The organism is Diaphorobacter sp. HDW4B, from assembly GCF_011305535.1.
GTDB lineage: Bacteria > Pseudomonadota > Gammaproteobacteria > Burkholderiales > Burkholderiaceae_C > Diaphorobacter_A.
Map to the genome: position 1 here is coordinate 3,780,103 of NZ_CP049905.1, position 11,594 is coordinate 3,791,696.

General features: G+C 62.3%; 10 protein-coding genes. 5 read left to right on the forward strand and 5 right to left on the reverse strand.

Annotated elements, in window-relative coordinates; genetic code table 11:
* Positions 1-129: 129 nt before the first annotated feature.
* Complete coding sequence (locus G7048_RS17195) at positions 130-1,212, forward strand: OmpA family protein (RefSeq protein ID WP_166069309.1); 1,083 nt, start codon at positions 130-132, stop codon at positions 1,210-1,212.
* Positions 1,213-1,278: 66 nt separating this feature from the next.
* On the opposite strand, the gene G7048_RS17200 is transcribed toward G7048_RS17195, so the two are convergent.
* A complete protein-coding gene (locus tag G7048_RS17200) occupies positions 1,279-1,935 on the reverse strand; it encodes a TetR/AcrR family transcriptional regulator (protein WP_166069310.1) in 657 nt (218 codons plus the stop codon).
* 49 nt (positions 1,936-1,984) lie between these two features.
* Between G7048_RS17200 and G7048_RS17205 the strand changes: the two genes are divergently transcribed.
* From G7048_RS17205 to dinB, 3 genes are all read left to right on the forward strand, one after another.
* Positions 1,985-2,437 (forward strand): MaoC family dehydratase, encoded by a 453-nt coding sequence (locus G7048_RS17205; RefSeq protein ID WP_166069311.1) that lies wholly within the window; start codon positions 1,985-1,987, stop codon positions 2,435-2,437.
* 150 nt (positions 2,438-2,587) lie between these two features.
* Positions 2,588-3,538, forward strand: a complete 951-nt coding sequence (locus G7048_RS17210) for a DMT family transporter (RefSeq protein ID WP_166069312.1) — start codon at positions 2,588-2,590, stop codon at positions 3,536-3,538.
* A 93-nt stretch (positions 3,539-3,631) separates the two neighbouring features.
* Positions 3,632-4,795 (forward strand): DNA polymerase IV, encoded by a 1,164-nt coding sequence (gene dinB / locus G7048_RS17215; RefSeq protein ID WP_166071030.1) that lies wholly within the window; start codon positions 3,632-3,634, stop codon positions 4,793-4,795.
* Between the two features lie 214 nt (positions 4,796-5,009).
* Here the strand turns inward: dinB and queF are convergent, their stop codons facing one another.
* From queF to G7048_RS17235, 4 genes are all read right to left on the reverse strand, one after another.
* Positions 5,010-5,861 (reverse strand): NADPH-dependent 7-cyano-7-deazaguanine reductase QueF, encoded by an 852-nt coding sequence (gene queF / locus G7048_RS17220; protein WP_166069313.1) that lies wholly within the window; start codon positions 5,859-5,861, stop codon positions 5,010-5,012.
* A 25-nt stretch (positions 5,862-5,886) separates the two neighbouring features.
* The gene (locus G7048_RS17225) at positions 5,887-6,777 is read right to left on the reverse strand and encodes a 2OG-Fe(II) oxygenase (protein ID WP_166069314.1); all 891 of its coding nucleotides are present in this window, start codon (positions 6,775-6,777) and stop codon (positions 5,887-5,889) included.
* 42 nt (positions 6,778-6,819) lie between these two features.
* Positions 6,820-7,602: a peroxide stress protein YaaA gene (gene yaaA / locus G7048_RS17230; protein WP_166069316.1), complete on the reverse strand. Its 783-nt coding sequence runs from the start codon at positions 7,600-7,602 to the stop codon at positions 6,820-6,822.
* Positions 7,603-7,781: 179 nt separating this feature from the next.
* A complete protein-coding gene (locus tag G7048_RS17235; protein ID WP_166069317.1) occupies positions 7,782-11,000 on the reverse strand; it encodes an Rne/Rng family ribonuclease in 3,219 nt (1,072 codons plus the stop codon).
* Between G7048_RS17235 and G7048_RS17240 the strand changes: the two genes are divergently transcribed.
* Positions 10,999-11,328: a hypothetical protein gene (locus G7048_RS17240; protein ID WP_166069318.1), complete on the forward strand. Its 330-nt coding sequence runs from the start codon at positions 10,999-11,001 to the stop codon at positions 11,326-11,328. The two genes, G7048_RS17235 and G7048_RS17240, sit on opposite strands and share 2 nt — an antisense overlap.
* Positions 11,329-11,594: the final 266 nt, after the last annotated feature.

Consider the following 11,594-nt stretch of genomic DNA (forward strand, 5'->3'; position numbering starts at 1 on the left):
TGCATTGATTTACGCTGGGACGCACCTGCAAGGCGCTGTCCTACAGGGATCTTGGCAACCGCCTTCCACACTCCGTCGATCCGTCAGGCATCCCTTGGCGGTTTCAAAATCAACCCTAGGAGTGCGGACATGCTGGACAACCTGATTCGAGAGATTGGTAGCCGCTTTGGTCTGAGCGGGGACCAAGCGAAATCCATCGCGCAGATGCTGCTGGCCTTCGTCACCAACCCATCTTCCGGTGGCATCTCCGGGCTGCTGCAGCGCTTGCGCGGCGATGGTCTGGAGGGCATGGTGCAGAGCTGGCTCGGCAATTCGTCGACCCCGCAAGTGCCCAGCAACGCGCAAGTGGAATCGATGTTCGGCACCGGTGCAGGTGGTGGACTGCTGGCCACCATCGTGTCGCGCCTGGATCTGCCGCGCGACAAGGTGGTGGGCATCGTCGGCGCCCTGCTGCCCAAGCTCATTTCCTATCTGACCCCAGGCGGCTCGGTGCCTTCCGTGCTGCCTGCCGACGTGGCTTCGCTGGCCGAAGGTGGCCGTGGGCTGCTCGGATCGGCCTTGGCGGGAACGGCCGCTGCCGCAAGCGCAGGAGCCGCGAGTGTGTCTTCAGCCGCATCGCAAACGGCTGCGGCCGCTGGCAGCGCAGGTGGTGGATTGGCCAAATGGCTGCCATGGATCATCGGTGCGCTGATCGTCATCTTCGGCATCAACTACTGCAGCAAGAAAAAACCTGACGCACCAGCGCCCACACCGGCAACCACCTCTGCTCCGGCAGCCGTCACGCCGCCTGCTTCTGTGGAAGCCGCTCCGGCACCGATGCCCGCACCGGCAGCCAGCGAGGCCGCTGTGGGCGTGCCTACCGGTGCTGCGGTGATCGACAGCGTCGCGCAGGATCTGCCGATGCTGCGCGTGTTCTTCGATTCCGGCAAGACCGATGTAGCGGCCGAGTTTGGCGACAAGTCCAAGGCGCTGGTCGAGTACCTCAAAGCCAATGCTGGCGCGAAGGCCGTGATCTCCGGCTTCAACGATCCTACGGGCGATCCGGTCAAGAATGCAGAACTGTCCAAGCAGCGTGCGCAGGCGGTGCAGTCCGCACTCGTGGCAGCGGGCATTGCAGCGGATCGTGCCGTGCTTGAAAAGCCCGCAGAAACCAGCGACACCGGTGCCAACAATGCCGCATCGCGTCGTGTGGATGTCGTGATCCGCAAGTAACAGTCAGGCGAGCGAGTGAATGACAAGGCCGCCGGGCGCTCGCTCGGCGGCCTTGTCGTTTGTGGATCAGTCGGGCTGGGCAAGCAATTCGTTTTTCACCGCGTTCAGCACTTCATTGGCCAGTTGCGGATTGTTGACTGCACGGGCCAGCGTCAGCGCACCGACGGCAGTCGACAACAACATGATCGAGCGTGCACGTGCCGGTGCGCCCGAAGCATCATCGGACGGCGTCCAGTCGAAGGACTCGGCCATCTTCTCGATCATCTGCTCGAGCGCTTCGGTGAAACCATCTTGCAATGCGTCGCTGCGAGCCACCTCCGCGCCGAGAGAAACCAGCGGGCAGCCGTCGCCCGGATCGTTCAGATGCGCGCGATTCAGATAGCGCTCGACAAAGCGCTGCTTGAGGTCCTCGTCGGCATGGCGCTTGCGAAAAAGCCGTTTCTCCGATCGCGCGAAGGCGCGTGCCAGCGCCTCGGATGCCAGCGCCTCCTTCGACGCAAAGTGGGCGTAGAACGCGCCGTGCGTCAAGCCAGCGGCCTGCATGACTTCGGCCACGCCCACACGATCGAAGCCGCGTTCGCGAAAGAGACGGGCGGCCTCATCCAGAATGCGTTCGCGTTTCTGGGCGGTTTCGTTGGCGGGGTAACGCATGGTGGGCGGTGACGAATGGCGATGCCCTGCAGTGTAGTGCGGTTCGTCGATGGCATGATGATCATCATGCATTGAAGTATGATGGTCATCATGAATAACGGAGATTCAGGAGACCACTTTCATGAGCGACAAGCTATACCTTGACGACCTCGTCGTCGGTCAAAAATTCAAGAGCCGCGAGTACCTGCTGGACGCCGAGCAGATCATGACCTACGCACGCGAGTTCGATCCGCAGCCGTTCCACACCGATCCGGAACAGGCCAAGAACACCTTTTTCAAGGGCTTGGCCGCAAGTGGCTGGCACACGGCGTCGATCACCATGAAGCTGGTGGTGGAGAGCCTGCCGATGTCTGCTGGCGTGATCGGTGCCGGTGTCGAGGAACTGAGCTGGCCGCTGCCGACGAGGCCCGGTGACCGGCTGCATCTCGAATCCGAGGTGCTGGAAATCATCCCCTCGCGTTCTAGGCCCGAACGCGCCATCGTCCGCATCCGCTGCGAAACCAAGAACCAGAACGGTGACGTGGTGCAGAGCTTCATCCCCAAGCTGCTGGCGTTCAAGCGCGGCGCGGCCTGATCGACGGATGCACTGACATCGCTGGCAGGGGCGGCTGCCTTCGCCAATGGGCGCGGCGGGGCAGCGGCTGCGCGGCTATGCTTGCAGGCTTCGCCGCCATCGTTGTCATCATCGATGTCGGCTGCCTCGTTTCTTGAAGTCTGCCCACCCATGTCCACTGCTCCGCAAGCCGCCTCCATCCTGACCGAACACGCTTGGCTGTGGGTGCCCGTGGTGCTGTTTGCGGCGCTGGCGCAGACCGTGCGCAACTCGGCGCAGCGCTCGCTCACGCAGGAGCTGGGAACGCTCTCGGCCACGCTGGTGCGCTTTCTGTATGGCCTGCCGTTCGCGGCCATCTGGCTGTGGCTGCTGTATGTGCTGCCATCGCAGACGCCGTCGACCCCCCACATGAGCGGTGCCTATTTCGGCTGGATTGCACTGGGCGCGTTCTTTCAGGTGGCGGCGACTGCGGCGTTGCTGCTCGCGATGAAGGAGCGCAACTTTGCAGTCGCCATCACGCTGTCCAAAACCGAGGTGCTGCAGGTGGCCTTGTTCGGCGCGATTTTTCTGCACGAGCTGCCCACGCCTTGGGCGCTGTTTGCCATGGTGCTGGCGACCGTGGGTGTTTTTCTGCTTTCGCTGCCACCGCGCGGGCAACTGTTTTCGCTTTCTGCATGGTTCAGCAAGTCGGCGATGTACGGCGTCATCTGCGGTGCCTGCTTTGCAATCGCGACCATCGGCTTTCGCGGCGCGGCCATTGAGCTGAACGCCGAAACGCCATGGCTGTCCGGTGCATGGGGCGTGCTGTTTGCGCAGGCCATGCAGACCATTGGCCTTGGCGCATGGGTGCAGTTCAAGACCGAGCGCGGTCTTGCACCGCTGTTTCGTGCCTGGAAGATTTCCATGATCGCCGGCTCCATGGGCGCGGCCGCGTCGCTCGCCTGGTTCACTGCCTATGCCATGCAGAGCGCCGCATCGGTAAGGACCCTCGGCATGGTGGAGGTGGTGTTCAGCTACATCGTCTCGCGCAAGTTTTTCAGCGAATCGTTCTCGCGGCCCGAGAAGATCGGCATCTCGCTGGTGCTGGTCGGACTGGTGCTGATCTGCTCGCTGGGAAGCTGATTTCCCCTGCGTTGAAAACGCCGCCCCATTGCGGCAACAATAGCGGCTGTGCCATCTCCAGAGCAGCCCATTCGCCGTATCGCCCACCTCGACATGGACGCGTTCTACGCGTCCGTGGAGTTGCTGCGCTATCCGCAATTGAAGGGGCTGCCGGTGGTGATTGGCGGCGGGCGACGCTCGGAAGATGATGCGCTGGTCGCCCGGTATGGCGACCGGCTTGACGAGATTCCGGTGGCCGAATTCCCTTTGCTCAAGGACTATGTCGGGCGCGGCGTGATCACCACGGCCACCTATGCCGCAAGGCAGTTCGGCGTGGGCTCGGCCATGGGCATGATGAAGGCCGCGCGGCTGTGTCCGCAGGCCATCATGCTGCCGGTGGATTTCGCGCAATACCGCAAGTTCTCGCGGCAGTTCAAGGACATCATTCTGTCCATCGCCCCGCGCATGGAAGATCGCGGCGTGGACGAGGTCTACATTGACTTCACCGACGTGCCCGGAGGCCAGCGCGAAGCAGGCAGGGTGCTCGCGCGCCTGATGCAGAAGACGATTCACGATGCGACGGGTTTGACCTGCTCGATTGGCGTAGCATCCAACAAGCTGATCGCCAAGATGGCCAGCGAATTCAACAAGCCCAACGGCATCTCCATCGTGCACGAGAGCGATCTGGAACCCATGATCTGGCCGCTGGCCTGCCGCAAGATCAATGGCGTAGGTCCCAAAGCGGACGCCAGACTCAAGGACCACGGCATAGAAACCATAGGCCAACTGGCAGCCAAACCCCGCGATTGGCTGATCGCCCACTTCGGCAAAAGCTACGGCGCATGGCTGCACGACACCGCCTGGGGCCGCGACGACCGCCCGGTGGTGACCGAAAGCGAACCCGTCTCCATGAGCCGCGAAACCACCTTCGACAGCGACCTGCATGCCGTGCACGACAAGGCCGAACTGGGCCGCATCTTCACCGAACTCTGCGTGCAAGTGGCGGCCGACCTGAAGCGCAAAGGCTACGCCGGAAAAACCATAGGAATCAAACTGCGTTACGACGATTTCAAAATCGCCACACGCGACCAAACCATAGACATCCACACGCAGGATGCCGCAACGATCAGGAAATACGCAGGCCAGTGCTTGAAGCGCGTACCCCTGCAAAAGCGACTTCGATTGCTCGGAGTGCGAGTAGGAAACCTGCTCCCACAAGATGAAGTAGAGCAAGCACTAGAAGAAAAGAGAAGCGGCGAAAGCGCGTCGCTTTTCTAAACAGGCACGAGCGAAGCGAAGTGCCGTAACCACCTCTTCAAAACTGACTTCCGGCGGTTGTCCGAGCGGAGCGCGCAGCGCGAAGTCGAGTTCTGCCGGAGGTATTCAAAGCGATTTTTGGTGACTTTTTGGCGCAAGCAAAAAGTTACTCCGCCGCCGGGCGGAACTCCCGGCCAGCCCAACTCAACCCCTCAGCCGAAGGTTGAAAAAAGACTCACTGCCGCGCATTCCTCAAATTCTTGGGCAGTGCCTGCGGATGGCTGGTCCGCAGAGGATTGATATCCAACCCACCCCGCCGCGTATACCGCGCATAAACCGACAACTTGATCGGTTTGCACCGAGCCCAGATATCCATGAAGATCCGCTCCACACACTGCTCATGAAACTCGTTGTGATTGCGAAAACTCACAATGTATTGGAGCAGCCCCGCCTGATCGATCTGCGCGCCGCTGTAGCTGATCTGCACGCTGCCCCAGTCGGGCTGGCCGGTCACGAGACAATTGCTTTTCAGCAGATGGCTCACCAGTTCTTCGCTCACGGGCGCTTCATCATGGTTGGCTGTCAGCAGCGAAGGATCGGGCGTGTACTGATCGCATTCGATGTCGAGGCGGTCCAGCAGCAGGCCGCTCAACTCGCCCATCCGTTCGGTCTCGAAGCCTTCGGCCAGCACCAGTTTCAAACCAATCGTGCGCGGTGCATCGCTGCCGCGCCAGACGGCTTCGCTCACATCGGCGCGGATGGCGTCGCGCACTTCTTCCACGCTGGTGAAACGGCTGTTGTTGAAGCTGTTGAGGTACAGCTTGAACGACTTGCTCTCCACGATGTTCGGGCTCTCGCACGGAATGGTGAAGTGCGCGAGCGCCACCTGCGGCTTGCCCTTGGCGTTGAGCCACGAGACTTCATACGCCGTCCACAGATCGGCTCCGAAGAAGGGCGGAGCCTTGTCGTCCACACCGATCTCCTTGCGCTTGGTCTCGCGCGGAATGGGGAAGAGCAGCGTGGCGTCGTATTGGTCCGCATAGGCGGATGATTTGCCGAGCGGGGATTGTTCTGGGGAGGATGACATTGCAGATAGAAAAAATGGGGAGGGCTCAGACAAATTCGCCTTGCCTGAGCCATTTGGTGGCGATCCACTTTTCGCCCTCGATCACCGGCGAGCCGCCATGCAGCGTCTTGGTGCTGGTGTGCGGACGGTCGTAGCTGAAGAACACCGCATTGCCCTGGCGCGGACCGACTTCGAGGTGGATGTCGGGAAACACCGTGCCGCCGCCCTTGGTCGGGTTGTTCAGATAGACCACGAGCGTGCCGACGCGCTGGCCGCCGCGCTTGATGATGGTGGCGGTGCCGGGTTCGGCCGGGTCGAAATAGTCGTAGTGGGGCTTGTATTCCGCGCCGGGACCATAGTGCAGGATCTGCAGGCCTTCGCCGTTTTCAAGCGGCCAGTTCACGAGCTTGGCGATGCGGGCTTCGAGCTTCTTGACGATCTCGTTTTCGCCGCGCTGAAAGAACATGCCTTCGCTGGTGCGGCTGGCGTTGACCTCTTCGCCGCCGGTCTTGGTCTCCACCGTCTTGGAGCGCGCCATGCGGGGTTTGGCTTCGCCGATCAGCGTTTCGCATTCCTCGCGCGAGAGCAGGTTGCCGAACAGCACGATGCGCGGATTGGCGATTTCCAGCAGCACTTCCACCTGACGATCACCGACATCGACGAACAGCGGCGACTCTTCAAGCTGCGGCTCGGGAACCGGGGTGGCTGTGGGCAGACCGTTCTGCACGGCGACCGCGTTGAGATGCTCGCGCAGCACGACTTCGAGCGCATCGATGGCGACGTCTTCTTTCCAGCCCGAATCGGTCATCGACTTGAGCAGCGAAGGCGCGGCAAAGCCTGCCTGCGCCTGCGCAATGATCCACTGGCGCAACTCGGGCGTGATGGGTTGCTGCTGCTTGGTGGCGACGCGGTTCTGGGTGGTCGAAGTGGAAGGCATGGTGCTCGGGTTCCTTCGTCTTGTGTGTGGCGGTTTACTTCCTCAATTCTCCGCGAGCTTGCGGCGAAACACCAGCCGCTCGGGCGAGGAGGATGCAGAGTGCAAAGCATAACCTTCGAGATCAAAGGCTTCGAGCTGGTGCGGCGTGGTGACGCGGTTCTCGATGGCGTAACGCGCCATGAGCCCACGTGCGCGCTTGGCGTAGAAGCTGATGATCTTGTACTGGCCGCTCTTGAAGTCCTCGAACACGCATTCGATCACACGGGCCTTGAGGGTCTTCAGATCCACCGACTTGAAATATTCCTGCGACGCCAGATTGACCACGACGGGCGTGGTGTCGGCCTGCAGCCGCTTGTTCAGGTACTCGGCGATGCGCTTGCCCCAGAACTTGTAGAGCGTGCCACCGGCGCTGGTTTCAAGGCGTGTGCCCATTTCGAGACGATAAGGCTGCATGCGGTCCAGTGGGCGCAGAACGCCGTACAGGCCGCTCAGAATCGCCACATGGTCCTGTGCCCAGGTCAGTTCATCGGCAGACAGCTTTTGCGCTTGCAGGCCCTCGTACACATCGCCGTTGAATGCCATCACGGCCTGACGCGAATTCTTGGCCGTGAACTTGGGACTCCAGGCCGCGTAACGCGCCACGTTCAGACCGGCGAGCGTGTCGCTGATGCTCATGAGCGACGCGATTTCCTGCGGCGACTTCTGCTTGAGCACGTCGATCAGCTTTTGTGAATCGGGCACGAACTGCGGTTGGGTGTGTGCGAGTTCGGGCGGCAGCGGCGTGTCGTAATCCAGCGACTTGGCGGGGGAGAGGAGAAACAGCATGGCTGCATTTTCGCCTGCAATTGGATTTCGTCACGGCACGACAGGTTGATTCCCTGATCGAGGCATTGCAGCGCGATTTGCACGCACCATGAAAAACACCCCGACATGCCGCAAGGCGTTCGGGGTGTCTGGCTTTGGACCGCCCGGATTGATTGGTTCCGGGCTTCAGCGAGCGCTTTTTACTGCTGCTGTTGTTGCTGTTCCTGATCGAACGGCAGGCGCATTTCGCTCAGGTCGCGGCGGGTTTCGACCAGCACCAGCGGGCCTTCGTCGGTCACCACGACCGGAGGACGCTCGCGCGGCACATGCACCGGCTTGGGTTCGGCAGCGATGGCGGCCTGGACGGTTGCGATCTTGTCCGCGTCGGAGTTCACCCACTGCAGGCCCGAAGCGCTTGCCAGATCGTTCAGCGACTGCATCGGCAGTTGGTAGCTGCCAATGCGCGGCATGCCGACTTCCTGAGCCACTTCTGCGACCACATTGACGACCTTGGCGACCACCACAGGCTGCGCGGCCGGAACCACGATGGCTTCTGCGGATGGCGAGACCACGATGGTGGCTGGCGCGGCTTCCTGCACGGGAGCCGGTGCTGCCACCGGTGCGGCTGCAGGTGCTGGAGCGGCAACAGGCGCAGGCTCGGCTGCCACTGCCGCGACCGTGGTGGTGGTCTGCGAGAAGTAGCTGCGGCGTGCGGGCTCTTCAGACGACGTGGAGGCGTCGGACGCAACCACGGTTTCCGTCGACGTCGCGGCGATCACCGCATTGTCTTGCGTGTCGGATGCGGGTGCTCCTGCGTCGGTGCCACCTTCGGCACCACCGTTGTTGCGACCGCGACGATCACGGCCATAACGGTCGCGTGAGCGGCGCTCGCGGCGCTCGCCGTCGGCAGCCGGAGTCGTCGACGTGCCTTCTGCGTTGACGTCGGCTGCACCGCTGTTCAGCGACAAGTCGATGTCGGGCATGGGCAGCAGCAACGACTGGGCGTCCGCCACAGGTGCTGCGGCGTTGGCGTCGATGGTGCGCGGAGCGCGTTCGCCGCGTTCACGGCGCTCGCCACGTTGGCCGCGTTCTCCGCGGTCACCACCTCGTTCGCCACCACGATCACCGCGCTCGCCACGTTCACGACGTGGGCGATCTCCGCTCATTGCGGATGCGTCGTCCTGCGCAGCGCCTGTCGAGGCGTCCATGGCGGGGTTCGCATTGCGTTGCTCGTTGTTGTTGCGGTCACGGCCGTTGCGTGGTTCGCGGCGGTTTTCGCCTTCTGGGCGCTCGCTGCGTTCACCACCGCGCTCGTTGCGGCGGTCGTTGTTGCGACCTTCGCTGCCTTCGCGTGGCTGACGGGGCTCGCCGTTGGCGTTGCGATCATTGCGGCGACCGTTGCGGCCTTCGTTGCGCGATTCGCCGTTGGCGGCCTCGTTGCGGTTGCCATCGCGGCCACCTTCACGATTTCCGTCGCGGTTGCCATCACGGTTGCCGTTGCGCTCGCCACCACGGCGGCGGTCGTTGTTGCCACGGCCTTCACGGCGCGGTTCGCGGCCTTCGGCGGCTGGTGCGGGGGCTGCCACCGGTGCGGGAGCTGCCACGGGCGCTGGGGCCGGGCCAAAGCCGAACAGGCTCTTGATCCAAGCGATGAAGCCCATTTCCTGCGGACGTGCAGGCGCTGCCGGAGCGGGCGTGGGCGCTGGAGCCGGTGCGGCAGGTGCGCCTGTGCCAGCGCTGGTGCGTTGCTGCTGACCGTTGGCGCGGGCTGCGGCGCGAGCGGCTGCGTCGGGGCGTGGCTCGACCTGCGGAGCGGGTGCATCGGGCAGCACGCCCTTGATGACAGGAGTCTGCTTGTTGGTCGGCTCCTGCGAGCGACGTGTCACCTTGGTCTGGTCTTCGACTTCTTCGGCGAGCTGGTAGCTCGACTGCAGGTCTTCCAGACGCGGGTCGTCGTGCTTCAGGCGTTCGAGCTTGTAGTGCGGCGTTTCGAGCGACTTGTTCGGAATCATCAGCACGTTCACGCGCTGCTTGAGTTCGATCTTGGCGATTTCGGTGCGCTTTTCGTTGAGCAGGAACGAGGCCACTTCCACCGGCACCTGGCAGTGCACGGCGGCGGTGTTGTCCTTCATGGACTCTTCCTGGATGATGCGCAGGATCTGCAGCGCCGAGCTTTCCGTGTCGCGGATGTGGCCGGAGCCGCCGCAGCGTGGGCAGTTGATGTGCGCACCTTCGGACAGCGCGGGCTTCAGGCGCTGACGGCTCATTTCCATCAGACCGAACTTGCTGATCGAGCCGAACTGCACGCGGGCGCGGTCCTGGCGCAGCGCGTCGCGCAGGCGGTTTTCCACTTCGCGGCGATTCTTCGACTCTTCCATGTCGATGAAGTCGATCACGATCAGGCCGCCCAGATCGCGCAGGCGCATCTGGCGGGCCACTTCGTCGGCGGCTTCGAGGTTGGTGCGGGTGGCGGTCTCTTCGATGTCGCCGCCCTTGATGGCGCGGGCCGAGTTCACGTCCACCGACACCAGCGCTTCGGTGTGGTCGATCACGATGGCGCCGCCGGAAGGCAGGGTCACCACGCGCGAGTAGGCCGATTCGATCTGGTGCTCGATCTGGAAGCGGCTGAACAGCGGCGCGTCATCGCGGTAGCGCTTGACCTTGTTCGCGTGCTCGGGCATCACGTGCGCCATGAACTGGTGAGCCTGCTCGAAGATGTCGTCCGTGTCGATCAGGATGTCGCCGATGTCGCCGTTGAAATAGTCGCGGATCGCGCGGATCACAAGGCTCGATTCCTGATAGATCAGGAACGCGCCACGGCCCGACTTGGCAGCGCCGTCGATGGCGGTCCACAGCTTGAGCAGGTAGTTCAGGTCCCACTGCAGTTCGGGCGCAGTGCGGCCGATGCCGGCGGTGCGCGCGATGATGGACATGCCCTTGGGGTACTCGAGCTGGTCCATCGCCTCCTTGAGTTCGGCGCGGTCTTCGCCCTCGATGCGGCGCGAGACGCCACCGCCACGGGGGTTGTTGGGCATCAGCACGACGTAGCGGCCCGCCAGCGAGATGAAGGTGGTGAGAGCCGCGCCCTTGTTGCCGCGTTCTTCCTTTTCGACCTGAACGATCAGTTCCTGGCCTTCACGGATCACGTCCTGGATCTTGGCCTGGCTGGGCGAGACGCCTTCGGCGAAATATTGCTTGGAGATTTCCTTGAAGGGCAGGAAGCCGTGGCGGTCTTCGCCGTAGTCCACAAAACAGGCTTCCAGCGAGGGCTCCACGCGGGTCACGACCGCCTTGTAGATGTTGCCCTTGCGTTGTTCGCGTCCCTCGATCTCGATTTCGTAGTCCAGCAGCTTCTGGCCGTCGACGATGGCCAAGCGGCGTTCTTCGGGCTGCGTGGCGTTGATGAGCATCCGTTTCATGATGCGTTTCCTTCTCGTTGTTGTATGCGGGCCGACGCGCTGCGTGATCGCAAGCTGCTCGCCCCGCCAAAGTTCCATGACAAAAACAGGCTCACTCAAGGAGCCGCCAATGCCTGGCCAACGCAGAGAAACGAAAGGAATTGCCGAAGTTCTACGGCCGACGCGTCAAAGTGGTATCAATGACTGGCGCGTCGGGCGCAAAGGGGGGGCATGGATGAAGGCGAAGCGGAACGCGCGCTGCTTTACCGTGAAGAAAACAGCCTTGGGCACGATCCGAATGAAAGATTGCGGCGCAGGCAACGCCACTGCCAAAGGCTTGAACCTTTGACTCAGTGACATGATCCAGGCCGTCAAAATCCACATATTTGTTATCGCTTTGTCCGCTGGTCACCGCGCCTCACAATATCCAGGCCGGGACCAACTCAGATTCCGTATTCAGTGTTTCAATGTGTTAGCCACTGACATCCAACGGGTTTTAAACGGGCAATCGCCAACAATTTTTACGCGTAGGACGCCTATGGGCATCAACCATACTGCGCGACTCACTGGGCTGGGTGGACTAAACTCCAGACAAATCAACCACTTACACATTCG

What these genes read in the sequence shown, in the direction of transcription:
- G7048_RS17225 (WP_166069314.1), bottom strand. Translation starts at nt 6,777, where the DNA reads ATGCCTTCCACTTCGACCACCCAGAACCGCGTCGCCACCAAGCAGCAG.
- G7048_RS17195 (WP_166069309.1), top strand. Translation starts at nt 130, where the DNA reads ATGCTGGACAACCTGATTCGAGAGATTGGTAGCCGCTTTGGTCTGAGC.
- dinB (WP_166071030.1), top strand. Translation starts at nt 3,632, where the DNA reads ATGGACGCGTTCTACGCGTCCGTGGAGTTGCTGCGCTATCCGCAATTG.
- G7048_RS17205 (WP_166069311.1), top strand. Translation starts at nt 1,985, where the DNA reads ATGAGCGACAAGCTATACCTTGACGACCTCGTCGTCGGTCAAAAATTC.
- G7048_RS17240 (WP_166069318.1), top strand. Translation starts at nt 10,999, where the DNA reads ATGATGCGTTTCCTTCTCGTTGTTGTATGCGGGCCGACGCGCTGCGTG.
- queF (WP_166069313.1), bottom strand. Translation starts at nt 5,861, where the DNA reads ATGTCATCCTCCCCAGAACAATCCCCGCTCGGCAAATCATCCGCCTAT.
- G7048_RS17200 (WP_166069310.1), bottom strand. Translation starts at nt 1,935, where the DNA reads ATGCATGATGATCATCATGCCATCGACGAACCGCACTACACTGCAGGG.
- G7048_RS17235 (WP_166069317.1), bottom strand. Translation starts at nt 11,000, where the DNA reads ATGAAACGGATGCTCATCAACGCCACGCAGCCCGAAGAACGCCGCTTG.
- yaaA (WP_166069316.1), bottom strand. Translation starts at nt 7,602, where the DNA reads ATGCTGTTTCTCCTCTCCCCCGCCAAGTCGCTGGATTACGACACGCCG.
- G7048_RS17210 (WP_166069312.1), top strand. Translation starts at nt 2,588, where the DNA reads ATGTCCACTGCTCCGCAAGCCGCCTCCATCCTGACCGAACACGCTTGG.